Origin of the sequence: Pseudomonas anguilliseptica, from assembly GCF_021375795.1 — a bacterium.
Taxonomy (GTDB): Bacteria; Pseudomonadota; Gammaproteobacteria; order Pseudomonadales; family Pseudomonadaceae; genus Aquipseudomonas; species Aquipseudomonas anguilliseptica_A.
Map to the genome: position 1 here is coordinate 95618 of NZ_JAEIOI010000001.1, position 25850 is coordinate 121467.

At 63.7% G+C, this 25850-nt stretch carries 22 protein-coding genes; 9 read left to right on the top strand and 13 right to left on the bottom strand.

The features are described 5' to 3' along the window. Positions 1–112 precede the first annotated feature (112 nt). A complete protein-coding gene (locus tag IOD17_RS00460; RefSeq protein WP_233683162.1) occupies positions 113–931 on the top strand; it encodes a helix-turn-helix domain-containing protein in 819 nt (272 codons plus the stop codon). 12 nt (positions 932–943) lie between these two features. Here the strand turns inward: IOD17_RS00460 and IOD17_RS00465 are convergent, their stop codons facing one another. From IOD17_RS00465 to IOD17_RS00475, 3 genes are read right to left on the bottom strand one after another with little or no spacing between them, the layout of a single operon-like run. Continuing rightward, positions 944–1618 (bottom strand): GNAT family N-acetyltransferase, encoded by a 675-nt coding sequence (locus IOD17_RS00465; RefSeq protein ID WP_233683163.1) that lies wholly within the window; start codon positions 1616–1618, stop codon positions 944–946. A 14-nt stretch (positions 1619–1632) separates the two neighbouring features. After that, positions 1633–2076 carry a GNAT family N-acetyltransferase gene (locus IOD17_RS00470; RefSeq protein ID WP_233683164.1) on the bottom strand — a complete coding sequence of 148 codons (444 nt, stop codon included), beginning with the start codon at positions 2074–2076 and terminating at the stop codon, positions 1633–1635. Positions 2077–2099: 23 nt separating this feature from the next. Beyond that, complete coding sequence (locus IOD17_RS00475) at positions 2100–2726, bottom strand: FMN-binding negative transcriptional regulator (RefSeq protein ID WP_233683165.1); 627 nt, start codon at positions 2724–2726, stop codon at positions 2100–2102. Positions 2727–2829: 103 nt separating this feature from the next. Here IOD17_RS00475 and IOD17_RS00480 point away from each other — a divergent pair, with 103 nt between their 5' ends. After that, on the top strand, positions 2830–4305 hold the full coding sequence (locus tag IOD17_RS00480) for a PLP-dependent aminotransferase family protein (RefSeq protein WP_267925122.1): 1476 nt from the start codon (positions 2830–2832) through the stop codon (positions 4303–4305). An 80-nt stretch (positions 4306–4385) separates the two neighbouring features. Here the strand turns inward: IOD17_RS00480 and IOD17_RS00485 are convergent, their stop codons facing one another. Continuing rightward, the gene (locus IOD17_RS00485) at positions 4386–5810 is read right to left on the bottom strand and encodes an aspartate ammonia-lyase (protein ID WP_233683166.1); all 1425 of its coding nucleotides are present in this window, start codon (positions 5808–5810) and stop codon (positions 4386–4388) included. A 169-nt stretch (positions 5811–5979) separates the two neighbouring features. Between IOD17_RS00485 and IOD17_RS00490 the strand changes: the two genes are divergently transcribed. From IOD17_RS00490 to IOD17_RS00500, 3 genes are all read left to right on the top strand, one after another. Further along, complete coding sequence (locus IOD17_RS00490; protein ID WP_233683167.1) at positions 5980–6903, top strand: LysR substrate-binding domain-containing protein; 924 nt, start codon at positions 5980–5982, stop codon at positions 6901–6903. A gap of 92 nt (positions 6904–6995) precedes the next feature. Continuing rightward, positions 6996–9866 (top strand): ATP-binding protein, encoded by a 2871-nt coding sequence (locus IOD17_RS00495; RefSeq protein WP_233683168.1) that lies wholly within the window; start codon positions 6996–6998, stop codon positions 9864–9866. Then, the gene (locus tag IOD17_RS00500) at positions 9856–10926 is read left to right on the top strand and encodes an HD domain-containing phosphohydrolase (protein WP_233683169.1); all 1071 of its coding nucleotides are present in this window, start codon (positions 9856–9858) and stop codon (positions 10924–10926) included. Before IOD17_RS00495 ends, IOD17_RS00500 begins: the two co-directional genes overlap by 11 nt. 2 nt (positions 10927–10928) lie before the next feature. Here the strand turns inward: IOD17_RS00500 and IOD17_RS00505 are convergent, their stop codons facing one another. From IOD17_RS00505 to IOD17_RS00540, 8 genes are all read right to left on the bottom strand, one after another. Further along, the gene (locus tag IOD17_RS00505) at positions 10929–12254 is read right to left on the bottom strand and encodes a sigma-54-dependent transcriptional regulator (protein ID WP_267925123.1); all 1326 of its coding nucleotides are present in this window, start codon (positions 12252–12254) and stop codon (positions 10929–10931) included. Beyond that, on the bottom strand, positions 12251–14161 hold the full coding sequence (locus tag IOD17_RS00510; protein WP_233683170.1) for a sensor histidine kinase: 1911 nt from the start codon (positions 14159–14161) through the stop codon (positions 12251–12253). Before IOD17_RS00510 ends, IOD17_RS00505 begins: the two co-directional genes overlap by 4 nt. Positions 14162–14327: 166 nt before the next feature. Further along, positions 14328–15062, bottom strand: coding sequence for an amino acid ABC transporter ATP-binding protein (locus IOD17_RS00515; RefSeq protein ID WP_233683171.1), 735 nt, complete (start codon positions 15060–15062; stop codon positions 14328–14330). Beyond that, entirely contained in the window at positions 15059–15727 is a 669-nt protein-coding gene (locus IOD17_RS00520; protein WP_233683172.1) for an amino acid ABC transporter permease, read from the bottom strand. The genes IOD17_RS00515 and IOD17_RS00520 overlap by 4 nt, the downstream gene beginning before the upstream one ends. Then, entirely contained in the window at positions 15724–16470 is a 747-nt protein-coding gene (locus IOD17_RS00525; RefSeq protein ID WP_233683173.1) for an amino acid ABC transporter permease, read from the bottom strand. The genes IOD17_RS00520 and IOD17_RS00525 overlap by 4 nt, the downstream gene beginning before the upstream one ends. 406 nt (positions 16471–16876) lie before the next feature. Next, positions 16877–17785, bottom strand: a complete 909-nt coding sequence (locus tag IOD17_RS00530) for a glutamate/aspartate ABC transporter substrate-binding protein (protein WP_233683174.1) — start codon at positions 17783–17785, stop codon at positions 16877–16879. Between the two features lie 264 nt (positions 17786–18049). Further along, a complete protein-coding gene (locus tag IOD17_RS00535) occupies positions 18050–19162 on the bottom strand; it encodes a polyamine ABC transporter substrate-binding protein (RefSeq protein ID WP_233683175.1) in 1113 nt (370 codons plus the stop codon). A 53-nt stretch (positions 19163–19215) separates the two neighbouring features. Continuing rightward, entirely contained in the window at positions 19216–20250 is a 1035-nt protein-coding gene (locus IOD17_RS00540; protein WP_233683176.1) for a histone deacetylase family protein, read from the bottom strand. A gap of 235 nt (positions 20251–20485) precedes the next feature. Between IOD17_RS00540 and IOD17_RS00545 the strand changes: the two genes are divergently transcribed. The 4 genes from IOD17_RS00545 to IOD17_RS00560 are packed head-to-tail and all read left to right on the top strand — an operon-like array spanning position 20486 to position 24678. Then, positions 20486–20791 carry a PepSY domain-containing protein gene (locus tag IOD17_RS00545; RefSeq protein WP_233683177.1) on the top strand — a complete coding sequence of 102 codons (306 nt, stop codon included), beginning with the start codon at positions 20486–20488 and terminating at the stop codon, positions 20789–20791. Next, positions 20788–22062, top strand: a complete 1275-nt coding sequence (locus tag IOD17_RS00550; protein ID WP_418904244.1) for a sialidase family protein — start codon at positions 20788–20790, stop codon at positions 22060–22062. Before IOD17_RS00545 ends, IOD17_RS00550 begins: the two co-directional genes overlap by 4 nt. After that, the gene (locus IOD17_RS00555) at positions 22055–22645 is read left to right on the top strand and encodes a hypothetical protein (protein WP_233683178.1); all 591 of its coding nucleotides are present in this window, start codon (positions 22055–22057) and stop codon (positions 22643–22645) included. Before IOD17_RS00550 ends, IOD17_RS00555 begins: the two co-directional genes overlap by 8 nt. Next, the gene (locus IOD17_RS00560) at positions 22642–24678 is read left to right on the top strand and encodes an LTA synthase family protein (RefSeq protein WP_233683179.1); all 2037 of its coding nucleotides are present in this window, start codon (positions 22642–22644) and stop codon (positions 24676–24678) included. Before IOD17_RS00555 ends, IOD17_RS00560 begins: the two co-directional genes overlap by 4 nt. 108 nt (positions 24679–24786) lie before the next feature. Here IOD17_RS00560 and IOD17_RS00565 read toward each other — a convergent pair whose 3' ends face one another. Then, the gene (locus tag IOD17_RS00565; RefSeq protein WP_233683180.1) at positions 24787–25779 is read right to left on the bottom strand and encodes an AraC family transcriptional regulator; all 993 of its coding nucleotides are present in this window, start codon (positions 25777–25779) and stop codon (positions 24787–24789) included. Positions 25780–25850 lie beyond the last annotated feature (71 nt).

Here is a 25850-nt window from a genome sequence, read left to right on the forward strand (position 1 = left end):
GCTGGGGCCGAATGGTTGAGCAGACGCGGGCATCGTGCAATTTCGCGGGTGGCGGCGACCTGATGCGAGTTGATGCTAGAATCGCGCCGCTCGCATCACCAGGAAATCCGCCATGTCCGACTACCTAGGGCTCAATCTAAAGCTGTTGTGCAGCCATTACCGGTCTATCGCCGAGGTGTGCCGCAAGCTGGCAATCAACCGTGCCCAGTTCAATAAATACCTGAGCGGGCAGAGCCGGCCGACGGCCTACAACCTCAAGCGTATCTGCGATTTCTTCGGTGTCGAGGCGTATGAGCTGAGCCTGCCGGCCGAGCAGTTCGCCGACCTGATCGGCGCGCGCACGCCCGGTCAGGTGGTGGGCACGCGCAGTGATGCCCTGGTGGAGCTGCTCAAGCCGCTGCGCGCCCATGCCGGCAACCTGTCGCGATATTGCGGTTACTACTTCGAATACTCCAACTGCATGTCGGTGCCAGGCACCGTGCTGCTGTCGCTGGTGCATCTGTGGGAGGAGGACGGCGACTTCCTGTTCGAGCGCCAGGAGCGTCAGGAGCGCTCTGCCAGCAGCGATGTGCAGGGCGAGGACTGGGTGCGCTGCCGTTACCTGGGCGCTGCGTTCCAGTTGCAGGACCGTTTATTTCTGATGGACTACGAATCGCTCACCCTTAACGAGATGAGTCAGACCATCCTCATCCCCAGCTACAAGAGTCGCATCACCCGCCTCAATGGCCTGAAAACCGGCGTTTCCAGCGGCGACCGGCGCAGCCCGGCCTGCACCCGTGTGGTCTGGGAGTACCTGGGCACGGAGATCAACCGCATCAGTGCCTACCGCCAGGTGCGCCTGTACCAGCCGGATGACCCACGCATCGACGATGACGTGCGCCAACGTCTGGCTGACGTACCGCTAAAGAACGGCTTGTTTGAGATCGAATAAGCGGCAGTGCTGTTATCGCAGGTCCTCTAAACGCTGTTTCTGCTGGCCGTCGGCACTGAAATTGTCCGCCGCCAGCCAGCGCTCGTAGCCGGCGGCAAGTGCCGGCCACTCGCTGTCGATAATCGAGTACCAGGCGGTGTCGCGGTTGCGCTTCTTGATCACCATATGCTGACGGAACAGCCCCTCGTTGCTGAAGCCGAAGCGCTCGGCCGCGCGCTTGGAACGCGCGTTGTCGTTGTTGCACTTCCATTCCAGCCGGCGGTAGCCGTTGGCAAAGGCGTGCTGGGCCAGCAGGTAGATCACTTCACTGGCCTGCACGCTGCGCTGCATCACGCGGCCATAGCAGATATGGCCAATCTCGATGCTGCCGTGCTGCGCGGCGATATTCAGGTAGCTGAGCAGGCCTTGCGCGCGGCCGCTGTCTGGCTCGACCACAGCGAAGAACAGTGGGTCTGTGCTGGCGGCGTTGCCGCTTAGCCAGGCATCGAACGCCGCGCGTTCGCTTAAGGGGCCGTAAGGCAGGTAGTCCCATAGCCGTGGGTCACTGTCCGGGCCTTGCAGGGCCTGCCACAGGTCGTCGCCATGGCGCGCCGGGTCGAGGGGTTCGAGACGCACATACTGGCCATTCAAGGCCTGGCGGGCCGGGGTGGGCACGGGCTGCCAGTCGCGTAGCGGTTGCTGGGGCATGCTGCGGCTCCTGTTCAGAACTGTTTGCGGTATTGGATAAAGCCCGAGCGCTCGGCGATGCGGTCGTAGAGCTGACGGCCTGGGTAGTTGGTTTCCTGGGTCAGCCAATGCACGCGGCTGCTGCCGGCCGCCTGTGCCTGGGCATAGACGTGCTCAATCAGCAGCCGGCCGATACCGCCACCGCGCTGTGCACTGTCGACAAACAGATCCTGCAGATAGCAGCTGTGTTCCACCGACCAATTAGTGCGGTGGAAGATCCACTGCACCAACCCTACGGCCTTGCCATCGCGCCAGGCGAGGGCGGCATGGGTGGGCTCGCTCGGGTCGAGAAAGCGCTGCCAGGTCATGGCGCTGACCTCGGCGGGCAACTCGCTCTGGTAGAAGTGCAGGTAGCCCTGCCACAGCGGCAACCAGACGGCGTGATCGGCAGTGCTGACGGGGCGGATTTCGATACTCATAACGATCTTCCTTGGGTTAGTGATCAATAACTGATGTGCGCAGCCAGCTCGCGGTCGCGTGGCTCATGGCTGGCGTGCAAACCCTCGCGCACACCGTCTTGATCGGCCTGGCTGCGGTTCTGCCCGAGTTTCCATTTGCCCTCCAGGCGTTCGATGGGCAGGGCGAAGCCGACGATGGCGCGCAACATGCTGTCGATGTACTCGCGCGGTGCATCGCTGACGGCCCAGGGCTGCGGGCGCTTGGCTTCATGCTGATCGCTGAGGCGGCTGACCAGCTGCAGCAGACGCTCGGCGTCATCGAACACTTCCGCGTGGCCATGGGCCTGCACGCTGATGTAGTTCCAGGTCGGCACCACCTTGCCGTGCTCGGCCTTGACCGCGTACCAGGACGGGCTGATATAGGCCTCCGCGCCCTGGAAGATCACCAGCGCCGCGCTGCCTTGCGCCAGGTCGCGCCACTGCGGGTTAGCCCGGGCAAAGTGGCCGTACAGCGTGCCGTAGGGGCCTTCACCCGTTTCCAGTAGCAATGGCAGGTGGCTGGCGAGCAAGCCGTTTGCGCCATGGCTGACCAAGGTCGGCAGGCGCGTGGCACGCATCTGCTGGTGCAGCGTGGCGAGGTCGTCCTGGCGAAAGGCGGCGGGCGTGTACATGGCTGCTTCTCCGAAACGGGGCCTGAGCTGATGGAGCCATGCTAGGCCGCCTATTGGCCTGTTGTAAGATCCACTTTCTGCGACTTCTATGGAGCCAATCGGCATGGCCATTCCTTCCGCTGCGCCGCTGCCGGTCGATCTGTCCGGCATTCACCTCGACCCACAGCGCGGCCTGGCGCGTCAGCTGTATCAGGCGCTGCGCGAGCGCATCCTCGATGGTCGCCTGCAAAGTCGTACACGCCTGCCGGCCAGCCGTGATCTGGCGAACCTGCTGGGTATCTCGCGCAATACCGTGACGCGCGCCTTCGATCAGCTGTACGCCGAGGGCTATATCGAGGGGCGCATCGGTGCCGGCACTTACGTGGCCGAGCTGAACGCAGCGAAGCGGCCGGCGCCCGCGCAGCCACTCGTCAGCACGCAGAGCCCGGCGCTGGAGCTGTTGCACAAGCACCATCTGAACCCGCCATTGAGCGGCGCGCCAAGGGCGTTTCGCGTCGGTGTGCCGGCCTTTGATCTGTTTCCCTTCGAGACCTGGGCGCGCTTGTCCGCACGCTTCTGGCGCAAGCCATCGCCGGCGCGCCTGGGCTACGGCGACCCGGCTGGCGACTGGCAGCTGCGCGAGCTGATTGCCGCCTATCTGCGCAACAGCCGCGGGCTGCACTGCGACCCGGCGCAGATCGTCGTCACCAATGGCGCGCAGCAGGCCATCAGCCTGTGCGCGCAGTTGCTGGTCAGCCCTGGTGCTCGGGTGGCCGTGGAGAACCCTGGCTACCGCGCTGCCGGCCATGCACTGGCGATAGCCGGGGCGCAGCTGTGCGGTGTGGCGGTGGATGGCGAAGGTCTAGATGTTCCGGCGTTGGCGCAGCTTGAGGACTGCCGGTTGGTCTATGTCACGCCCTCGCACCAGTACCCGACCGGCGTCACCCTGTCGCTGGCGCGGCGTCTGCAACTGCTGGAGTGGGCCGAGCGCCATAACGGCCTGATCATCGAGGACGACTACGACGGCGAATACCGCTACAGCGGCACGCCGCTGGCACCCCTGGCGGCGCTCGACCGCCAGGGGCGGGTGCTGTATGTCGGCACCTTCTGCAAGATTGCCTTTCCAGCGCTGCGGCTGGGTTACCTGGTATTGCCACCCGCGCTGGCCGAAGCCTTTGCCCAACGCCGCGCGCTGGATATGCGCCATTCGGAAATCGGCACCCAGGCGGTGATGGCCGAATTTATCGCCGCCGGGCACTTCCAGCGGCATATCCGCCGTATGCGCACGGCCGCGCGCAGCCGCCGTGATGCGCTGTTGGCCGGTTGGCCTGAACATGTGCCGGGCTGTGCGCCGCTGCCGGCGGTGGACGCAGGGCTGCACCTGTGTGTGCGTGTCGACAGCCTGGCCCGCGAGCGTGAGTTGATCAGCGCCGCCGAAAGGGTTGGTGTGGAGATCAGCGCGCTCAGCAGTTACTGGTTGCCAGGCAGCAGCACGCCTGAAGATCAGCGCGCCGGGCTGGTGCTGGGCTTTGTCGCAGTGCCCGAAGCGCAGATCAATGAGGCGTTGGCAGCGTTGCGTCAGGCCTGGAGTGCGCATTAACGCTAGGCAAAAAAAGGGATGGCCGTGGCCATCCCTTGAGGAGTGGAGGCGGGGGAGCCTCCTGTTACGCAGGGGTTCGCTTACTGGCTGAGGGGCACCAGGCGCGGGGCGATCATGTTTTCCGGGCGTAGGATGTCGGCCAGTTCGGCGTCGCCCAGCAGCTTCTCTTCACGCACCAGTTCCAGCACGCCGCGTCCGCTTTCCAGCGCTACTTTGGCGATGCGCGTGGCGTTCTCGTAGCCGATGTAGGGGTTCAGCGCGGTGATCAGGCCGATGGAGTTTTCCATCAGCTCGCGGCAGCGCGCTTCGTTGGCGGTGATGCCGTCGATGCACAGCTCGCGCAGCATATCCATGGCGCGGGTCAGCAGGCGGATCGAGTCGAAGATCTTGTAGGCGATCAGCGGCTCCATCACGTTCAGCTGCAGCTGGCCGCCTTCAGCCGCCATGGTCAGCGCCAGGTCGTTGCCGATCACTTCGAAGGCCACCTGGTTGACCGCCTCGGGGATCACCGGGTTGACCTTGCCCGGCATGATCGAGCTGCCCGGCTGGCGCGCCGGCAGGTTGATTTCGTTGATCCCGGTACGCGGGCCGCTGGAGAGCAGGCGCAGGTCGTTGCAGATCTTCGACAGCTTCACCGCCGTGCGCTTGAGCATGCCGGAGAACAGCACAAAGGCGCCCATGTCCGAGGTGGCTTCGATCAGGTCGGCGGCCGGGGTCAGCGGGTGGCCGCTGATGATCGCCAGGCGCTTGACCGCCAGCAGCTGGTATTGCGGGTCGGCGTTGATCCCGGTGCCAATCGCAGTGCCGCCCAGGTTGACTTCGGTGAGCAGGGTCGGGGCGAGCAGTTTGAGGTGCTGCAGGTCTTCGCCGAGGGTGGTGGCGAAGGCGCGGAACTCCTGACCGAGGGTCATCGGTACGGCGTCTTGCAGCTGGGTGCGACCCATCTTCAAGACGTGGCTGAATTCCAGGTGCTTTTTCGACAGCGACTGGATCAGCTTGTCCAGCGCGGTCAGCAGGCTGTCGTGGCCGAGCAGCAGGCCGAGGCGGATGGCGGTGGGGTAGGCGTCGTTGGTCGACTGCGCCATGTTCACGTCGTTGTTCGGGTGCAGCTGCTTGTAGTCACCTTTCTCGAAGCCCATGGCCTCCAAGGCAATATTCGCAATCACCTCGTTGGCGTTCATATTGGTCGAGGTGCCGGCGCCGCCCTGAATCATGTCGACCACGAACTGCTCGTGGAACTCGCCTTGAATGATGCGCGCGCAGGCGGTGCTGATCGCCGTGTGCTTGGCGGCGGACAGGTGGCCCAGCTCGCGGTTGGCGTCGGCAGCGGCCTGTTTGACCATGGCCAGGGCGACCACCAGTTTCGGGTAGTGCGACAGCGTCACGCCGGACAAGCGGAAGTTCTGCACAGCGCGCAGGGTCTGGATGCCGTAATAGGCATCAGCGGGGACTTCAAGGGTACCGAGCAGGTCTTTTTCGAGGCGAGTGGATGCAGCAGCGGACATGATCAAGGTCATCTCAGGAAATACGGCATATGCCGCGATGTCCCGTAGATTAGGGGCTGTGGCTTGATGCTGGCCAATGCTGTTAAGCGCTGGGTCATGCATAATCGGTATAATGTTGGCGTGACCGCTCAACGTCGACCGACGTGTTCGCATGCACAAGGGCTGATCCATGAACCTGGAAAGCAAATGGCTGGAAGACTTTGTCACGCTGGCCGCCACCCGCAGCTTCTCCCAGGCGGCGCAGAAGCGCTTTGTTACCCAGCCGGCGTTCAGTCGGCGTATTCGCAGCCTGGAGAACATGCTCGGGCTGACCTTGGTCAACCGCGCCTGCACGCCCATCGAGCTGACTGAATCCGGCCAGCTATTTCTGGTCACCGCACGGAGCATGGTCGAGCAGTTGGGTGAGGTGGTGCGCCATCTGCACAACCTCGAAGGCCAGCAGGGCGAGGTGTTGCAGATCGCCGCCGCGCATTCGCTGACCCTGGGTTTCTTCCCCGAATGGATTGCCCGCCTGCGCCGTGAAGGTCTGCCGCTGAACACGCGGCTGGTGGCGACCAACGTCGGCGAAGCGGTGCACGCCCTGCGCGAAGGTGCCTGTGACCTGATTCTCGCCTACTACGACCCGGATGCGGCGTTGCAGATGGACCCAGAGATCTTCCCTTCTCTGCACCTGGGCCGCACCGAGATGCTCCCGGTGTGTGCGGTGGGTGACAGCGGTGCGCCGTTGTTTGACCTGACCAGTGGCCAGAGCGTGCCGCTGCTGGCCTACAGCGCCGGGGCCTTTCTCGGGCGCTCGGTCAACCTGCTGCTGCGCCAGCGTGCCCTGCGCTCGACCACGGTGTACGAAACGGCGATGGCCGACAGCCTGAAAAGCATGGCCCTGCAAGGCATGGGCGTGGCCTGGGTGCCAAGATTGAGCGTGACCGCCGAGCTGGCCCGTGGAGAATTGGTAGTGTGCGGCGACGAACAATGGCAGGCGCCGCTGGAAATTCGCCTGTACCGCTGCGCTCTGGTGCGCAAGGCGGCGGTGCGTCTGCTCTGGCGCAAGCTGGAAGGTGGCCTGGGTGGCCCTGATAGCACGACTAAGTGCTAATACAGTCTTAAGGATTGCTATGGTAGCATTCTGACATTACTCGGCAGCAACTACGTTTGCTGCCCTATGAGTGTTTACCGGAGTCAGCCAGCGTGTCGGCGAAAACATCCCTCAGTCTGAGTCAGTGGATCTGGCGGGCCTTTGTGCAAAGTGCCCTGATCCCGCTGGTGCTGGTGGAAACGGTATTGATCGCCATCTACCTGCTGAGCAACAGCGCGATCCGCGATGCCCAGGTGGATTACCTGCGACAGACGGCCCTGGAGGATCTGCAGGCCTCGGCGCGCCTGGAAACGCGCATCGTCGATGGGCAACTGACGCAGATCGAAGCCCTGACCAACACCTACCGCAACCTGACCCAGCGTGCCTTGCAGCAACCGGCCGGCGCCCCGCCGGAGCTGGCCGTCACCCCCAGCGGCGTGCGTTACAGTGCGGCGGATAACGGTGGGGCGGCGTTCTTCTACTCGGCGGTCACGCCGCTCGCCCGCCAGGACCTGGGTAAGGCGGCCCAACTGGTGACGCTGGAACCGCTGATGGCCGAGCTCAAGCAGAGCAGCCCGCTGGTGGCCAGTCTGTACTTCAACAGCTGGGACAGCCTCAACCACATTTACCCCTGGTTCCTGACGCCGGACCAGTACCCGCATGACATGTTCATCCCCGACTACAACTTCTACTACCAGGCCGATACCGCGCATAACCCGCAGCGCAAGGTGGTGTGGACCGACGTCTACCTCGACCCGGCCGGCCAGGGCTGGATGATGTCGGCGATTGCCCCGGTGTACCGCGGCGATTTTCTCGAAGGGGTCAGCGGGGTGGACATCACCGTTGGTGGCATTCTCAGCCAGATCGATCAGTTACAGGTGCCCTGGGACGGCTACGCCATGCTGGTCAGCCAGGACCTGAACATCATGGCCTTGCCCAAGACCGGTGAGGATGACTTCGGCCTGGATGAGCTGACCGAGCATTCCTACGCGGAGGCGATCCGCCGTGAGATCTTCAAGCCGGAAGACTTCAACCTGAGCAAGCGCGAACAGACCCGCAGCCTGGCCGCCGCCATGGCGCAGCGGTCGCAGGGCGTGCAGTCGGTCATGCTTGGCGGGCGTCCGCACCTGCTGGCCTGGGCGACGATTGAACGTACCGGCTGGAAGCTGCTGGCGGTGGTGGACGAGGCGCAGGTGTTCAGCCAGACCAACTTTCTCGCCCGTCACTACCAGCAGATCGGCTACCTGCTGATTGCCGGGCTGGTGCTGTTCTACCTGCTGTTCTTCGCGTTCATGTGGATGCGCTCGCGCCGCCTCAGCCAGTACCTGCTCAAGCCGATTGCCGGGATCTCGACGATGATGGCCGCGATTGGCCAGGGCCAGTGGCGGCCAACGCGGGTAAGCGCCGATATTCGCGAGCTGGATGAAATGGCCGGCCAGGCGGCGCAGATGGGCAGCACCCTGGAGCAGAGTGAGGTGCGCAACCAGGCCGCTCAGCAGCGCCTTGAAGTGGTGTTGGAAGGGGCCACCGAGAGCCTCTGGGAGCGCCACTTTGATACAGGCCTGGTGCATGTACGCGGGCGCTTCTGCAAGCGTTTCGGGTTTTCTCAGGAAGTGTTCAGTGAGGACGCCTTCCTGCAGCGCGTACACCCGGACGATGCCCGCCGTGTTCGCGACGCCGTACAGCAGGTGCGTGAAGGCACGAGCCAGCATTATGAGGCCGAGTTCCGCTTTGCCGATGCCGAAGGCCGGTATGCCTGGCTGATGGGCCGTGGTCGGGTCGTTGAGCATGACCCACAAACGGGTCGGGCCCTTGTACTGGCCGGCACCCATGTGGATATCGATGCCCTGAAAAATGGCGAGCAAGCCCTGCGCCACGCCACCGAGGAAGCGCAGGCGGCCAACCAGGCCAAATCGCGCTTTATTTCCAGCATGAGCCATGAGCTGCGCACCCCGCTCAATGCCATCCAGGGCTTTGCCCAACTGATTCGCATGGGCGACCTGCCAGCGACCACCCAGGACGAGTACCTGGAGGAAATTCTCCAGGCCAGCTTGCACCTCAACCAATTGGTTGGCGACATCCTCGACTGGTCGAGCATCCAGGCGCAGAAGCCACAACTGGAGCTGCAGGCGGTGGATGTCGGCACGCTGATGAGTGAGTGTGCCGACCTGGTGCGGCTGGAAATCAAGCGCCACGGCCTGCAGTTCAACCTCGACTTGCCTGCCACGCCGTTGCAGGTGCGCGCCGAGCCCCGACGCCTGCGCCAGGTGCTGCTCAACCTGCTGGCCAACGCGATGAAGTACAACAGCCCGAACGGACAGATCAGCTTTGGCTATCAGCTGCTCGACGGGCATGTACGCCTGCTGGTCGAGGACACCGGGTTGGGCATCAGCACCGAGCAGCAGGAGCTGCTGTTCAAACCGTTCCAGCGCCTGGGCCGCGAGAACACGGCAATCCAGGGCACCGGCATCGGCCTGTCGCTGTGCCGCGAGTACGCCAACCTGATGGACGCCACAGTCGGCGTGCGCAGCGAGCCGGGAGTGGGCAGCAGTTTCTGGATTGAACTGCAGCTGTACGCGGCCAGTGCCGGCGTACAGCCGGCGGATCAGCGGTTGCAGATTGTTTACGCGGACAGCGATGTTGCCAGCCAACAGGCCGTCGCTGCCGCCCTCACAGACCTCGGCCAGGTGCGCCTGGTCAGTGACGCTCAGGCGGCCCTGGAGCTGCTGTTCAGTGCGCCACCTGCCTTGTTGTTGCTGGACGTGCAGTTGCCTGGGTTGAGTGCCCAGGAGCTGCTCAAGCAGTTGCGCCGTCACCCGCGCAGCGAAGCGCTGCCGGTGGTGCTGCTGACCCACGGCATGACGGCTGAGGTTGCCGCTGCTGCCGTCAACTGCCAGGGCTTGCTCGGCAAGCCACTGGACCTTAAGGAATTGCGTGGCCTGGTCGAAGCCCTGCTAAGTGAGGTAACGGATGATGCTGAGTGAATCCCTGCGGTTTTCCCGGGTGGTGGTAATCGATGACGTCACCGCCAACCTGCGTTTGCTTGAGTCCAGCCTCAAGGTGCTGGGGCTGCGCGAGGTCAAGGCATTCAGTGATTCGGCGCAGGGCCTGCAATGGCTGTTGAGCCAGCCCTGGGACCTGCTGTTGCTTGACCTGGACATGCCAGCGCCGGACGGTTTCGAGATTCTTCGGCAACTGGCCGCGCGTGACCGCAACTGTGCACCGGTGATCCTGGTCACCGCATTGAGCGATGTGGAAAATCGCCGCAAGGGCCTGGAGCTGGGGGCCAATGACTATGTGTGCAAGCCGCTGGACCTGCCCGAGCTGCTGTTGCGGGTGTGCAACAACCTGCAACTGAGCCAGGCCAGCCAGGCGTTGCAGCGCGAGCGTGACCTGCTGGAGGTGAAGGTCTTGCAGCGCACCGAGCAGCTGGGCGCCAGCTACCAGGCGGTGATTCGCTGCCTGACGCGTGCCGCGGACTACAAGGACAACGAAACCGGCAACCACATCATGCGCATTGGCGAGTCTGCCGCCTTGTTGGCGCGGGCCTACGGCATGGATTTGCCCTGGGTCGAGCTGCTGCGCCAGGCGGCACCGATGCATGATGTCGGCAAGATCGGCATTCCCGACAGCATCCTCAGCAAGCCCGGCAGGCTGACGGAGGAAGAGCGCACGGTGATGAACACCCATGCGCAGATTGGCCACGACATCCTGCAGGATGCTGATCCTTCACCGCTGCTCAGCCTGGCGGCGGAAATTGCCCTGCACCACCATGAGAGGTGGGACGGCAGCGGTTATCCGCAAGGCCTGGCGGGCGAGGCGATCCCGCTCTCGGCGCGCATCGTGGCGTTGTGTGATGTGTATGACGCGTTACGTTCGCCGCGCCCCTACAAGACCGCCTGGCCGGTGGAAAAGGCCCAGGCCTTTATTCGCGAGCAGGCCGGCAAACACTTCGACCCACAGCTGGTGCAACTGATGGAGAGCCTGTTCGAGCATATCGAGGGGGTACAAAGCCGCCTGGCGGATGCCCTGGCCACCTGCTGACGTCAGGCCTGGAGGCCGTACTTCTTCACCTTGTCGAACAGCGTGGTCTTGGCCATGCCCAGGGCCTGGGCGGCCTGGCTGAGGTTGCCGGCGTGACGACCGAGGGTGTCGCTAAGCAGGCTGCGTTCGAACGCTTCCACCGCTTCGGCAAAGCTCGGGCTGCTGGCGCTGCTCAGCTCGCTGCCTTTGAACACCGGCAGGCCCAGGGCAAAACGTTCGGCGACATTGCGCAGTTCACGCACGTTACCCGGCCAGTCATGGGCCATCAGGCGGGTCAGGGTCTGACGGTCGAGCGCTGGCGCGGGGCGGTCGAAGCGCAGCGCGGCCAGTTGCAGAAAGTGTTCGAACAGCAGGCCGATGTCTTCGCGGCGTTCGCGCAGCGGCGGCAGGGCCAGGCTCACCACATTGAGCCGGTAGTAGAGGTCGCTGCGAAACTGCCCGGCTTTGCCTTGCTGCTCCAGGTCGGCCTTGGTCGCGGCGATCACCCGGCAATCCACCTGCACTGACTGGTTCGAGCCGAGGCGCTCCAGGCTGTGTTCCTGCAATACGCGCAGCAGTTTGATCTGCAGGTTCAGCGGCATGCTCTCGACTTCATCGAGAAACAGTGTGCCGCCGTTGGCGTGTTCGATCTTGCCGATGCGCCGTTTGCCGGCTCCGGTAAAGGCATGCGCTTCGTGGCCGAAGATTTCGCTCTCGAACAGATTTTCCGGCAGGCCGCCACAGTTGAGCGCGACAAACGGCTTGGCCTGACGCCGGCTGAAGTCGTGCAGGCAGCGCGCGACCAATTCCTTGCCGGTGCCGGTTTCACCTTCAATCAGTACGTTGGCCCCGGTGTCGGCGACGTTGGCGATCAGCTCGCGCAGTTGCTGCATGGCCGGTGAGCGACCGATCAGGCGTTGCTCCAGGGCCTGGCGACCGGCCAGCTGGCGGCGCAGGGCCGTCACTTCGCGGGCCAGGCTGCGTTGTTCCAGGGCGCGGCGTACCACGTCCACCAGGCGCTCGGGGGAGAAGGGTTTCTCCATAAAGTCGTAAGCGCCGTCGCGCATGGCATTGACCGCCATGTCGATGTCGCCGTGGCCGGTGATCAGCACCACCGGCAGGCTGGCGTCGCGCTGCTTGAGGCGACTGAGCAGTTGCAGGCCGTCGATGCCGGGCAGGCGTATATCGCTGATCACGATGCCGGCGAAGTCCGCGTCGATGCGTTGCAGGGCTTCTTCGGCGCTGCCCACGCCGACGCTGGGAATGTCTTCCAGAGCCAGTGCCTGCTGGCAACCGAGCAGCACGTGAGGGTCGTCTTCGACGATCAGGACGCTTAGCGGCTCACTCATGGCGTGGGTTCTCCTGGGGTGACTTTGGCCAGGTTCAGCTCGAAGGCGGTACCGCCGCTGTCCGGGTGTTGCACGGTCAGGCTGCCGGCCGCGGCGGCGGCCAGGCTGGCGGAAAGGGTCAGGCCAAGGCCGAGGCCCTTTTCGCCGGGTTTGGTGGTGAAGAACGGCTCGAACAGGTGCACACGCACATCGGCGGCGATCCCCGGGCCGTTGTCGCGTACGGTCAGGCGGTAGCGTTCGCCATCATCCTGGCCGCTCAGCCAGAGCTGGCGCTCGGTTTGTTCGCTCATGGCGTCGAGGGCGTTGGCGATCAGGTTGACCAGAATCTGCTCCAGGCGCGTCTGTTCGATGGCCAGGCGCACGTCGGCCGGGCCGTGGGCATAGTCGCGGTGCAGTTGCACGGCGGCATAGCCGGGATGGTTCTGCAACAGCAGCAGGGCGGCGTCCACCGCCTGCTCCAGGCTGGCTTCGCCCTGGTCGCTACTGCGCCGGGCAAAGGCGCGCAGGCTGGCGGTGATCTTGCCCATACGGTCGACCAGCTCGCCGATGGTTTGCAGGTTGCTGCTGGCCACATCCAGTGCGCCGCGCTGGAGGAAGCGCACGGTGTTGCCGGACAGGGTACGCAGTGCGGCCAGTGGTTGATTCAGCTCATGGGCGATGCTGGTGGACATCTGCCCGATCACCGCCAGTTTGCCGGCCTGCACCAGTTCATCCTGGGCCTGGCGCAGGGTGGTTTCCGCCTGCAGGCGTTCGCGCACTTCGGCTTGCAGGCGCTGGTTGCTGGCTTGCAGGTCGGCGGTGCGCTCCGCGATCTTGCGCTCCAGCTCGTTGTTGGCCTGCTCCAGCGCTTCGCGCGCGGCCAGGCGGGTGGCGATCACCTTGCGCCGCTGGTTCAGCGCCAGGCCGAGGAAAATCAGCAGGGCGCAGGCCACGGCGGCCAGCATGGCGTGGCTGAGGGCAGCGCTGCGCTGGTCCTGCAACGGGGTAAGCAGGGTCAGGTGCCAGGGCGTGTCGTCCAGCGGCCGGGTCTGCGCCAGGTAGGTAATCGGCCTGGCGTCCGCCTCGCCGTCCTGATCGGCGGCGAAGCTGACCTGCTCCAGGCCGTCGCCGAGGCGGCGGCGGGCCAGCGGTTGCAGCTCTTCCAGCGCCCACCAGTGGTATTGTAGGCTGCGCGCCAGGCGCTCACGGGTGTTCGGCCCCAGCGAATGCACAGCTTTGAGGCGTCGGCTGGGGTTGCTGGAGAGGATGATGATGCCGTTCTCGTCGCTGACATAGGCTTGCAGGCGTGCGCGCTGCCAGCGCTGTTCCAGGCTGTCCAGGCGCACTTTGACCACCGCCACGCCGATGATCCGCTCGCCGCTTTTCAGGCCGTGGGCCAGGTAGTAACCGGGCTCGCCGGTGGTGCTGCCAATGCCGTAGAAGCGCCCCGGTTTGCCCTCGATGGCGTCCTGGAAATAGGCACGAAACGACAGGTCTTCACCGAGGTAGCTGCTTGGCTCGCGCCAGTTGCTGGTGGCCAGCACGCGGCCGCTGCGGTCCAGCACGTAGATGGCCAGGCTGCCGCTGCGCTGGTTGAGGCCTTCAAGGTAGTCGTTGACCAGCTGCCTACGGTAGGTGGTGGGCGTTTGCAGCAGGCGGCCGACGTTGTACTCCAGCTCCAGCAGGCTGGGCAGGTAGGTGTATTTGGTGATTTCACTCTCGACCGCACGGGCGTTGAGCTCGAGCTGGCGTTCACCGTTTTCGGCCAGGTCACGGATGCCGCTGCGTTCACTGAGGTAATAGCCGGCATAACCGCAGCCGAGCACCAGCAGGAGCAGCAACAGAATCAGCAGCAGAACACGGGCAAGGCGCGGTTTCACGGTCAGGGCTGGCGGCACGGCGCGAGGAGGGGCGGTGGAGCATTGCATCACAGTCCTTCCTGGCTGGGTAGTTGTGGGCGCGCGTAATCCGGTGGATGGGTTTGAGGCTCTGGCAGCCTGCTTTGCTCTAACACCTGCTTGTTCCAACCGGATCGGCCAATCGCCGCTGAAGCGCCTTCCACAAGCGCTCAGCGGCCTGGTCCCAGGTTTGGGGTTAGTGCTGGAGAATCTTCGCGAGGAACTGCTGGGCGCGCTCGGAGCGCTGGCTGACGTCACCGAAGAATTCTTCCTTGGCGCAGTCTTCGACGATCTGCCCGGCGTCCATAAAGATCACCCGGTCGGCAACCTTGCGCGCAAAGCCCATCTCGTGGGTTACGCACATCATGGTCATGCCTTCCTGGGCCAGCTGCACCATCACATCCAGCACCTCGTTGACCATCTCCGGGTCGAGGGCCGAGGTCGGTTCGTCGAACAGCATCACCACCGGGTCCATCGCCAATGCACGGGCAATCGCCACGCGCTGCTGCTGACCGCCGGAGAGCTGGCCGGGGTGCTTGTGCGCATGCGCCGACAGGCCGACCCGCTCAAGCAGTTTGAGGCCCTTCTCGGTGGCTTCGGCCTTGCTGCGGCCGAGCACCTTGATCTGCGCGATGGTCAGGTTTTCGGTGATGGTCAGGTGCGGGAACAGCTCGAAGTGCTGGAACACCATGCCGACCCGTGAACGCAGCTGGGGCAGGTTGGTTTTCGGGTCGGCAATCGAGGTGCCATCGACCACAATGTCGCCCTTCTGGAACGGCTCCAGGGCGTTGACGCACTTGATCAGGGTCGACTTGCCGGAGCCGGACGGCCCGCACACCACCACCACTTCACCTTTCTTCACCTCGGTGCTGCACTCGGTCAGCACCTGGAAGTTTCCGTACCACTTGTTGACGTTTTTGATGGAAATCATACGGCTAACCTTTTTTGCAGATGCTTGACCAGCAACGAGGCGGAGAAGCTGATGAGGAAGTACACCAGACCGGCGAAGATCAGGAATTCATGGGGCTGGCCGATGATGTCGCCACGGGAGCGGGCGGCGTTGAGGAAGTCCATCAGGCCCACGGTGTAAACGAGCGAGGTGTCCTGGAACAGGATGATGCTCTGCTGCAACAGCAGCGGGGTCATCTTGCGGAACGCCTGCGGCAGGATGATCAGGCGCATGGTCTGCCCGTAGTTCATCCCCAGCGCCTGGGCGGCACCCATCTGGCCACGGGGGATGGCCTGGATGCCGGCGCGGACGATCTCGCAGAAGTACGCCGCCTCGAACATCACGAAGGCCACCAGGCACGAGGTGAAGGCACCCACCGGGGTGTCTTCGCCGGTGATCCAGCGCAGGATGAACGGCACCGCAAAGTAGAACCAGGTGATCACCAGCAGCAACGGAATCGAGCGGAAGTAGTTGACGTAGGTGGCCGCCAGCTTCGACAGGAAGACGTTGTGCGACAGGCGCATAAGCGCCAGCAGCGTGCCCAGCACCACGCCACCAATAACGCCCATGACCATCAGCTGCAGGGTCATGGCCATGCCATCCCACAGGCCTGGCAGGGCCGGAACGATTGCACTGAAATCCATCACTTACCTCCCGCGGCGATCAGGCCGGGCACGGCGACTTTCTTCTCGACCAGGCGCATCAGCAGCATCAGGCTCATGTTCAGGGTGAAGTAGATCAACGTGGCCAGGGTGAAGGCCTCGAACAGGTTGGCGCTGAACTCGGCGGTCTGTTTGGTCTGCGCCAGCAGCTCCATCAGGCCGATCAGCGAGGCTACCGAGGAGTTCTTGAAGATGTTCAGGAATTCGCTGGTGAGCGGCGGAATGATGATGCGGTAGGCCTGCGGCAGCAGCACGTTGCTGTAGATCTGTGGCAGGCGAAAACCCATGGCGTAGGCAGCGGCCGTCTGGCCTTTGGGCAGCGCCTGGATGCCGGTACGCACCTGCTCGCAGACCCGCGCCGCAGTGAACAGGCCCAGGCACACCACCACACTGAGGTAGGCCGAGGTGGCGGGGCTCAAGTCCTGCTTGAACCAGATTTCCAGCGGCTCGGGCAGCAGGTCCGGCACCAGGAAGTACCAGAGAAACAGCTGCACCAGCAGCGGTACATTGCGGAACAGTTCCACATAGGCGGTGGCGATGCCGGCGATCCAGCGGTTCGGCACCGTGCGCATCACGCCGAGCAGTGAGCCCAGCGCCAGGGCGATGATCCAGCCAACGATGGCGATGGCGATGGTCCAGCCCAGGCCGGTGACGAACCAGTCCAGGTAGATCTCGCTGCCGATGCCGGTGGACTTGAAGAAGATGCCCCAGTCCCAGTTGTAGTTCATGCGGGTTGCCCCTTGCGTGAGGGTACGATCTGCTGCGCGTCGGCCCTGCTGCGTTGAAAACAGGCTCGGAAGTCGTTTGCGACTAACGCACTTCAGTGCGGCCCCAAAGGGGCGAATGAAGTGAGTCATGCTCATGTGCAACAGCACACTCCGCTTCCTCGCCTGCTTTATTCGCTGGCGCTCCCCCTTCGGGTCAGCCTTTGGCTGTTACTCCCGTTGGTCGTTGCGCCTTGCATGGCTCTAGCTCGCGAGATCTTGAATGCATTTACGTTGACGAAGGGCGAGAGATGTCCGTATCCGCATGGACGGATGGTCTTGGCTTCGTCAGGAGTTAGGTTGGGGAAGCCGCTGGCTTCCCCGGAGTCCCCGCGCCGTCACCCCTCATGAGCGTGACGGTGCATCACCGTCAAATCTGTTCTGCAGACTTGTCGGTCGGGTTGGCAATGAGCTTTTTCAGTTCATCGCTCATGGGGAAATTCAGGTTCAGGCCCTTCGGCGGCACAGGCTGCATAAACCACTTGTCATAGATGGCGTTGACTTCACCGGAGGCAAAGGTGGCGCTGATGGCCTTGTCGACCACCTGCTTAAAGCCTTCGTCGCCTTTGCGCATCATGCAGCCGTAGATTTCGAAGGACTGCGGCTCGCCGACCACCACCCAGTCAGCCGGCTGTTTGGCCTTGGCCATTTCGCCGTAGAGCAGGGCGTCGTCCATCATGAAGGCCAGGGCGCGGCCGGATTCGAGCATCAGGAAGGACTCGCCATGGTCCTTGGCCGAGATGATGTTCATGCCCATCTGCTTCTCGGCATTCATGATCTTCAGCAGGCGCTCGGAGGTGGTGCCGGCGGTGGTCACCACGTTCTTGCCCTTGAGGTCGGGGAAGTCGTTGACCCCCGAGGTTTTCTTGGTCAGCAGGCGGGTGCCGACTTCGAAGATGCCGACGGAGAAGTCCACCTGGCGCTGACGCTCGATGTTGTTGGTGGTGGAGCCGCACTCCAGGTCGACGGTGCCGTTCTGCACCAGCGGAATACGGGTCTGCGAGGTGACCAGGTTGTAGCGCACCTTGAGGTCCGGCAGGCCCAGTTCCTGTTTGATCGCGTCAACCACTTTCAGCTGCAGGTCATGGGAATAGCCCACGGGCTGCTGCGGGTTGTCGCCGAAGTAGGAGAAGGGGATGGAGGCGTCGCGGTGGCCCAGGGTGATGGTGCCGGAGTCCTTGATTTTCTTCAGGGTGCCGGTCAGTTCGCTGGCGAAGGCCGGGCTGCTGATCAGGGCGGCGGCGATGGCCGCACTCAGTACGCGGGGGACAATACGCATGAATCTGTTCCTCGATGTTGTTCTTATGGGCGGCAGGCGCCTGTTGGGCTAGCCGCTGGCTTGGAAGAGCTATCGCATTCCTGCCGGTACAGGGAGCAGGATGTATGCCAGGCCATCGAGGGTTTTTATGATTGATTAAGTTATTGAAATATATGAATAAATTTTATCTCTTGGCGGATGAAAAACGCCCAGCCGTTCGGCTGGGCGATTATTCAGTGGCGTGGCATTCGGAAAACCGAACGCCTGCCAGCGGCTGCTGGGCGATCAGGTGTCCGACTTGATGGTGTTCCACACCCGCGTGCGCACCCGCTCGATTTTCTGCGGCAGCGGTTGCAGCACGTAGAGGGTCTTCTGCGCTTCGGCGGTTGGGGTCAGGCCGGCATTGTCGCGAATTTCCGCGCCCACCAGCGGCATGCCGTCCTTGTTCGGATTGGGGTAGCCAAGGAAGTCGCTGACCGGCGCAATCACCTTGGGGTCGAGCAGGTTGTTGAGGAACTCATGGGCCTCGGCAACGTTCAAGGCGCTTTTCGGGATGGCGAAGGAGTCGTACCACAGCGGCGCGCCTTCCTTCGGCAGACGCCAGTCGACCACTACGCCGTTACCGGCTTCCTTGGCGCGGTTGGCGAACTGGTAGAAGCTGCCCGAATAACCGATGGCCACGCAGATGTCGCCGTTGGCGATATCGGTCATGTACTTGGCGGAATGGAAGTAAGCGACGTGGGGGCGAATCTTCAGCATCAGCGCGCTGGCTTTCTCGTAGTCCTCAGGCTTGGTGCTGTTGGGGTCGAGGCCCAGGTAGTGCAGGGCAATCGGCAGGATATCGCCGGGTGAATCGAGCATGGCCACGCCGCATTGCTTGAGCTTGCTGATGTTCTCTTCCTTGAAGATCAGGTCCCAGCTGTTCACTGGCGCATCGGCACCGAGCACGGCCTTGACCTTGTCCGGGTTGAAGCCGATCAGCACGGTGCCGTACATGTAGGGCACGGCGTACTGGTTGCCGGGGTCGTTGGCGGTCATCAGCTGCAGCAGGCCGGGGTCGAGGTGCTGCCAGTTGGGCAGCTTGCTCTTGTCGAGTTTCTGGAACACCCCGGCCTTGATCTGGGTGTCGAGGAAGGTGTTGGTCGGCACCACCAGGTCATAACCGGAGTTGCCGGTAAGCAGCTTGGCCTCCAGCGACTCGTTGGTGTCGAACACGTCCCAGGTCAGCTTGATGCCGCTCTTGGCCTGGAAGTCCTTGGGCACCGACGGCAGCATGTAGTCGGCCCAGTTGTACACGCGCAGCTCGCGCGGTTTCTCCGCTGTTTGCGCCTGGGCCGCCGTGGCCAGCAGGGTGGCGCCGCAGATGGCGACGGCGAGCAGGTGTTTGATCGTGTTCATCGTGTCTCACCCCTGAATCATTATTGATGTTGTGTTGGCTAGGCCTGTACGGCTTATGCGTGAGCGGCTTCGAAACCTTCCAGTACGTTGACCGCGTTGACGCCGATGGCTTCCACCGCATAACCGCCTTCCATGACGAATAGCGTCGGCTTGCCGAGGGCGGCGATGCGGCGGCCCATGGCCAGGTAATCCGGGCTGTCGAGCTTGAACTGAGAAATCGGGTCGTCCTTGAAAGTGTCCACGCCCAGCGACACCACAATCACTTCAGCACCGTATTCGGCAATCCGCTGGCAGGCGTCGTCCAGCGCGGCGCTCCACACGGCCCACGGGCTGCCCATCGGCAACGGGTAGTTGAAGTTGCAGCCTTCACCGGCCCCCTCGCCGCGTTCATCGGCATAGCCGAGGAAGAACGGGAACTCTTCGGCCGGGTCGCCGTGGATCGAGGCGAACAGCACATCATTGCGGCTGTAGAAGATGTCCTGAGTGCCGTTGCCGTGGTGGTAGTCGACGTCGAGGATGGCGACTTTCTTGTGGCCCTGATCGAGGAAGGCCTGGGCGGCGATGGCGGCGTTGTTCAGGTAGCAGTAGCCACCCATCAGCTCGCCAGCGGCATGGTGACCTGGCGGCCGGCACAGGGCAAAGGCGCTGTGGGCGCCGTTGGCGATCTCGGCCTGGGCACTTAGCGCCACCTGCGCGGCGCTGTAAGCCGCCTGCCAGGTGCCGGCGGTAATTGGTGCGCCGCCGTCGAAGCTGTAATAGCCAAGCTGGCCGTGCAAATCGTTCGGGATGACCTGGCGCAGGGTGCGTGCCGGCCAGGTGAAGGGCAGCAGGTCACCGTTGCCGTTCTGCGCCTGCCAGCGCGCCCAGGCACCCTTGAAGAAGTCCAGATAGGCCGCGCCGTGAATACGCTCAATCGGCGCCAGGCCGAAATCCTGCGGCGGACGTACTTCACCGAGCTGGCGATGCTGGACGCGCGCCAGGATATGGTCGGCGCGTTGCGGTTTCTCGAAACAGGGCATCAGCTGGCCGTCGATCAGCTCGCAGCTGCCGTGGTGCAGGTGATGGTCGTCGCTGTAAAAGGTGAGCATGTGACACGGCTCCAGGCTTGTTGTTGTGCCTGCATTGTTCGCCTGCTCGCCCGGATGGAGAACGCTGGCAACGGCCAAAAGGGGATCGAAATGGCCAAATTTGGCGGCCGCCGAGCGCTGATGGCGCCGCGCAAACTGTAACAAGCCATGAGTCTTAAGCTTTTCTTAAGCCTGCAAATCGCATGGTGCGCCCCGCCGGGGCATTGCCCCTTCATTGCCGACAAGGGGGCAGAGCATGCTCAATCAGACTCGCAAGTTGCCACGCCAGGTTTTGCCGCTGCTATGCGCGTGGCTGGCCACGCCCGTGCTGGCGGATGTGGAATGCCCAAGCGCCGACCGCGCCAGCTGGATGAAGGAATCACACTTTCGCCAGCAGATGAAAAGTCAGGGGCTGCAGATCACCAAGTTCCGCATCACCCCGGGTAATTGCTACGAGGTCTACGGCCTCGACGGCAACGGCAAGAAAGTTGAAATCTATTACAACCCGGTCGACGCCACGCCCGTGGCTGAAGTCGCCACCGCGCATGTGGCCAAGCCATGACCAGGCAGTTTGTCCTGCCGGTATCGCTCATGGCCGTGCTGGTGTTGTTTGCCCTGGCCTGGTACCGCGCCCCGGCGCAGCCACCGGCCGCCTTTGCCAGCGCCGCAGCGGCGCCGGTCAGCGCGCCGGCATTCAGGGCACGCTTCGCCTCATCGGATATGGACGACTTCGTTCACTCCGCTTCCATCACCGGGCTGTCGGGTGGCGACCTGATGGCTGTCTGGTTCGCCGGTAGCCGTGAGGGCGCGGCTGACGTGCAGATCCGCGCCGCGCGTTTCGATGCCGGCAGTGGCCAGTGGGGGGCCGAGCGCGTACTCGCCAGCCGCGAGTCGACTCAGCGCGCGGTCGGCAAGCACATTCGCAAGCTGGGCAACCCGGTGATCAGCCTGGCACCGGACCAGCGCCTGTGGCTGTTCTACGTCTCGGTGTCGATTGGCGGTTGGGCTGGCAGCGCGGTCAACGCCATGGTCTCCGATGACCTCGGGCAAACCTGGTCGGCGCCACGCCAGCTGGTGACCAGTCCGTTTCTCAACATCAGCACCCTGGTACGCGCTGCGCCGGTGTTCCATGCCGACGGCAGCATTGGCCTGCCGGTGTATCACGAGTTTCTTGGCAAGTTTCCCGAGTACCTGCACCTCAGCGCGGAGGGCAAGGTGTTGGGCAAGTACCGCATCGGCAAGGGCCGCTATTCGTTGCAGCCGACCGTGGTGGCGCTGGATGAACGGCGTGCGGTGGCGCTGCTGCGCTATGCCGGTGAGCAGTACCACCGTGTGCTGGCCAGCCACACCACGGACAGCGGCCGTAGCTGGAGCACGCCGCAACCGCTGGAACCAAGCAATCCCAACTCGTCGTTGGCCGCCGTCGGGCGTCCGGACGGCAGCCTGCTGGTGGCGATGAACGATCTGGAGGATGGGCGCTTCCGCCTGACCCTCTACACCACCGACAGCCAGCTGGAGAACTGGCGCACCCTCGGTGAGCTGGACGAGAGCCCTAATCCTTGGGGGGAACCCATCGCGCCGGCGGATTTCCCGGCGGTGATCCGCGAGAAGTTCCGCGCCAGCGGTGGCCGCCCCGAGCACGAGGCGCGCTTTCTCGAACAGGTCAGTGCGCGTATGTGCAGCAGCAGTGGCTGCGACTTCGATTACGAATACCCCTATTTCAGCCGTAGCGCCGATGGCACCTACCACCTGGTCTATTCGTGGAACGACATGTTTATCAAGCACCTGGCCTTCAACGAAGCCTGGCTGACGGAGCGCCGCCCGCATGACTGACTTCTGCTTGCCGTACCTGGCCTTCACGTTGCTGTTGTTCCTGATCTTCGTTCGCCTGGCGCGTACTGCGGTGCAGCGCGGCATTCTGCTGGCGGGCTGTCTGCTACTGGGCCTGCTGCCGCTGCAGGGCATCAGCCTGGCGCTGCAGGTGCGCACTTATATCGGCGACCTGTCGATCAGCAGCCTTGTGCTGCTGAGCTGGACGACGCTGTGCCGTTTCGGCTTGCCGGGTGTCAGCCCTCGTGATCGTCTGGCCAGCCTGGCGCTGTTCGCCGGCCTGGCTGTGCTGCTCTACCCGGCGGCACTCGGCCTGAGCTACAGCGACCCGTACCAGCTGGGCTTCGAGCCCCGGCCGATGCTGCTGGTGCTGGGCTTGCTGAGCCTGGTGCTGATCCTCCAGCGCAGCTGGCTCGGCGCCCTGGCGCTGGCACTGGCTACCCTGGCCTTCGCCCTGCGCCTGGGCGCATCGGAAAACTACTGGGACTACCTGATCGACCCCTACCTGGCCCTCTACAGCCTGGGCGCGTTGCTCAGCGCCGCTGTGCGCTGGCTGCTGGCTCGACCGACAAGGAAACTCGCATGAGCTGGCTGAAATCCCGTCGCCTGCATTACCTGGCAGGCCTCACGGCGCTGCTGTTCGTACTCTTCGCGGCTCTGCGCGGGCTGTTTCTGCTGGGTTTCTCCGCTGTCGACAGCATCAGCGAGCCGGACGTATTGCCCACCCTCGGCATCGGCCTGCGCTTCGACCTGCGCCTGGCCCTGCTGTTGATGCTGCCGGTGGGCCTCCTGCTGGCGCTGCCCAAGCTGCGCCTGGCGCGCTTTCGCGCCATACGTTGGCTGCTGCGCGTTTACCTGGTGTTGGCCGTGGCCGCGCTAGGCCTGCTGTACATCATCGATTTCGGCCACTACGCCTACCTGGGCGTGCGCCTCAACGCCACGGTGCTGCGTTTTGCCGGCGATGCGCAGATTTCCGCCGGTATGCTCTGGCAGACCTACCCGGTGCTGTGGATCACCCTGGCCTGGCTGGCGGGCGTAACGCTGTGGGCCTGGGCGCTGCTGCGTCTGGAGCGCGTTACCCTGGATCGACCGCAAGCACAACGAGTCGGCGTATTGCCGGCAATCGGCGGTGCGGCGGTGGTGGGCGTGCTGGTGTTCTTCGGTCTGCTCGGCCGCGCCAGCGCGCTGAACCTGGAGAATCCGGTGCCGCTGCGCTGGAGCGACGCCTTTTACAGCGGCAATAGCCAGATCGGTGCGCTCGGGATCAACCCGGCGCTGTTTCTCTTCGACACCCTCAAGCTCGAACCTGCCGCCTTCGATGAGACGGCCACGCGCGAACACTACGAGGTGGTGGCCGACTATCTGGGCGTCAGCGAGCGTGATGCGCAGGCGCTGAACTTCTTCCGCCACCAGCCCGCTCATGCACACCGCATTGCCACCGAGCGCCCGCCCAATGTGGTTTTCGTCATGCTTGAATCCCTCGGCACCAGCGCTGTGGGCGCCTACGGCAACCCGCTGAATCCGACGCCGAATCTGGATCGTCTGGCCAGGGAAAGCTGGTTCTTCCGCCACTTCTACGTGCCGGTCACCGGCACCGCCAAGACGGTGTGGGCAAGCATCACCGGCATCCCTGATGTATCGCGTCAGGAGACCGCCACGCGCAACCCGCTGATCGCTCGCCAGCGCACGCTGATCAACGCGCTCGACGGTTATGAGAAGTTCTACATGATCGGCGGCAACGCCGGCTGGGCCAACATCAACGCGCTGATCCGCCAGAGCATCGATGGCGTGCAGCTCTACGAGGAACGCCATTGGCAGTCGCCGCAGGTGGACGTGTGGGGTATTTCCGACCTGGATTTCTTCAAGGAGAGTTCGCAGGTTCTCGGCGCCCTGCCGGAGGACAAGCCCTTCTTCGCCTACCTGCAGACCTCCGGCAACCACCGCCCCTTCACCATCCCCAAGGACAACGACGGCTTCGAGCCACTCGACCTGCCGCTGGAGCAAGTGCAACAGGCCGGCTCGCGCAGCGTCGAGCAGTACAACGCCGTGCGTCTGCTGGACTTCAATATCGGTCGCCTGATGGAGCTGGCCAAGGAGCAGGGCTTCTACGACGACACCATTTTCGTCTTCTTCGGCGATCACAACACCCGTATCAGCCAGATCCCGCATATGGCGCCGGCCTTCGAGCAACTGGGGCTGGAGAGCAACAACGTGCCGCTGCTGATTCATGCACCGAAATGGTTGGCGCCACGCGAGTTCGACGAAGCCGTGGGCCTGGCCGACCTGCTGCCGACCGTAGCCGGGCTGGTCGGCGTGCCTTTCGACAACGGCGGGCTGGGTCGCGACCTGCAATTGCCTGCCCCGGAAGGCGAACGCGTGGTGCCGCTGGTGCTGCAGGAAGGCACCTTCCCGGTGATCGGTGCGGTGACCCGTGATTTCCTCGTGCAGATGCAGCACGACGGCAGCTCACCGACCCTGCATGACCTGCACTCGCCGACGCCGCGCGACAACGTTGCCGCGCGCCACCCCGAGGAATTCCAACGCCTGCTGGCGCTGAGTCGTGGCTTGCATGAAGCGTCGCGGCTGCAGATGTACCGCAACGTCCAGGCGGAAGAGTAAGCACACCTGGAGGAGGCGCTTCAGCGGCGAGCTTTATCGTGGCTGAAGCTGCTCCCACGGGGATTGCAGGTAATCCGGATGCAATCTGGGAATGGCGCGGGTTATTGGCTAGGCACGAAAGCGACTCGGCGCCATACCGCTCCAGCGCTGAAAGGCGTGGCGGAAACTGGCTGTTTCGCTGAAGCCGAGGTATTCGGCAATTCGGCAGATCGGCCAGTCTTCCTGGCCGAGCAGGGTTTTCGCCCGTTCGAAACGCAGCTCGTCGAGCAGTTCCTGGTAGTGCGTGCCCAGTTCCTGCAGATGCCGCCGCAAGGTGCGCGGTGAGCAATGCATCTGTTGCGCCAGCTGTTCCAGGCCGGGGGGGGCGGTCAGCTGTTCTGTCAGCAACTGGCGAATGCGCCCGAGCCAGGCCTGGCGGGTGGTGAATTCAGCGTTCTGTTTGCGGCAGCGGTCGAGCATTTCCCGGTGGGTGACCGCATCGGCGAGCGGCAAGGGGTGCTGCAGCCAGCTGGCGGGGAAGGCGAAGGCATTGCGCGGTGCCTCGAATTGCAGCGGGCAGGCAAAGCTGTGCTGGTAGCGCGCGCTATAGGCCGGTTCGGCATAGCGAAACTGCGCCGCGCTGAGCGGCAGCGGTTGGCCGAGCAGGTCATCGCTGATCAGCTTGAGCGAGGCCAGGCACATTTCCAGGTTGAATACTTCCAGTGCAGGGCTGTGCTGGTAGTCGCTGGCGCTGACCAAGGCCAGCTCGCCTTCGAGCTGCATATCCAGTTTGAAGTAGGTGCCGAGCAGGGCCGGGTACTGCAGCATCAGCCGCCAGGCGTCACCAAAGGTGGCACTCGACAGGGCGGCGTAACCGACCATGCCATAGGCCGACACATGCATGCGCCGACCTAGCTCCAGGCCCAGATCGCTGCGCAACTGCAGAGCATTGGCGCAGACCTGCAGTTCCTGGGTACGGGTGATGCGGGTGTCGGCGCAGGCCAGATCAGCCGCCGCAATGCCGCTACCGGCCAGCAGTGGCTCGGTCAGTTCAGGTTGGTGGGCAAAGATTTCGAGGATTTGCGAAACCACATGCAGGGTGGTCAGGTGGGCGTGCAACATCGGGGTGACCGCAACTGTTCAGAATGCCGGTAATGAGGCAAGAACTATGCCGCGGCCTGGCAGCGACCCGG

Excerpts from the sequence above, each read along its gene's own strand:
- IOD17_RS00460 (WP_233683162.1), top strand. The coding sequence starts at position 113 with ATGTCCGACTACCTAGGGCTCAATCTAAAGCTGTTGTGCAGCCATTAC.
- IOD17_RS00465 (WP_233683163.1), bottom strand. The coding sequence starts at position 1,618 with ATGCCCCAGCAACCGCTACGCGACTGGCAGCCCGTGCCCACCCCGGCC.
- IOD17_RS00470 (WP_233683164.1), bottom strand. The coding sequence starts at position 2,076 with ATGAGTATCGAAATCCGCCCCGTCAGCACTGCCGATCACGCCGTCTGG.
- IOD17_RS00475 (WP_233683165.1), bottom strand. The coding sequence starts at position 2,726 with ATGTACACGCCCGCCGCCTTTCGCCAGGACGACCTCGCCACGCTGCAC.
- IOD17_RS00480 (WP_267925122.1), top strand. The coding sequence starts at position 2,830 with ATGGCCATTCCTTCCGCTGCGCCGCTGCCGGTCGATCTGTCCGGCATT.
- IOD17_RS00485 (WP_233683166.1), bottom strand. The coding sequence starts at position 5,810 with ATGTCCGCTGCTGCATCCACTCGCCTCGAAAAAGACCTGCTCGGTACC.
- IOD17_RS00490 (WP_233683167.1), top strand. The coding sequence starts at position 5,980 with ATGAACCTGGAAAGCAAATGGCTGGAAGACTTTGTCACGCTGGCCGCC.
- IOD17_RS00500 (WP_233683169.1), top strand. The coding sequence starts at position 9,856 with ATGCTGAGTGAATCCCTGCGGTTTTCCCGGGTGGTGGTAATCGATGAC.
- IOD17_RS00505 (WP_267925123.1), bottom strand. The coding sequence starts at position 12,254 with ATGAGTGAGCCGCTAAGCGTCCTGATCGTCGAAGACGACCCTCACGTG.
- IOD17_RS00510 (WP_233683170.1), bottom strand. The coding sequence starts at position 14,161 with ATGCAATGCTCCACCGCCCCTCCTCGCGCCGTGCCGCCAGCCCTGACC.
- IOD17_RS00515 (WP_233683171.1), bottom strand. The coding sequence starts at position 15,062 with ATGATTTCCATCAAAAACGTCAACAAGTGGTACGGAAACTTCCAGGTG.
- IOD17_RS00525 (WP_233683173.1), bottom strand. The coding sequence starts at position 16,470 with ATGAACTACAACTGGGACTGGGGCATCTTCTTCAAGTCCACCGGCATC.
- IOD17_RS00530 (WP_233683174.1), bottom strand. The coding sequence starts at position 17,785 with ATGCGTATTGTCCCCCGCGTACTGAGTGCGGCCATCGCCGCCGCCCTG.
- IOD17_RS00535 (WP_233683175.1), bottom strand. The coding sequence starts at position 19,162 with ATGAACACGATCAAACACCTGCTCGCCGTCGCCATCTGCGGCGCCACC.
- IOD17_RS00540 (WP_233683176.1), bottom strand. The coding sequence starts at position 20,250 with ATGCTCACCTTTTACAGCGACGACCATCACCTGCACCACGGCAGCTGC.
- IOD17_RS00545 (WP_233683177.1), top strand. The coding sequence starts at position 20,486 with ATGCTCAATCAGACTCGCAAGTTGCCACGCCAGGTTTTGCCGCTGCTA.
- IOD17_RS00550 (WP_418904244.1), top strand. The coding sequence starts at position 20,788 with ATGACCAGGCAGTTTGTCCTGCCGGTATCGCTCATGGCCGTGCTGGTG.
- IOD17_RS00555 (WP_233683178.1), top strand. The coding sequence starts at position 22,055 with ATGACTGACTTCTGCTTGCCGTACCTGGCCTTCACGTTGCTGTTGTTC.
- IOD17_RS00560 (WP_233683179.1), top strand. The coding sequence starts at position 22,642 with ATGAGCTGGCTGAAATCCCGTCGCCTGCATTACCTGGCAGGCCTCACG.
- IOD17_RS00565 (WP_233683180.1), bottom strand. The coding sequence starts at position 25,779 with ATGTTGCACGCCCACCTGACCACCCTGCATGTGGTTTCGCAAATCCTC.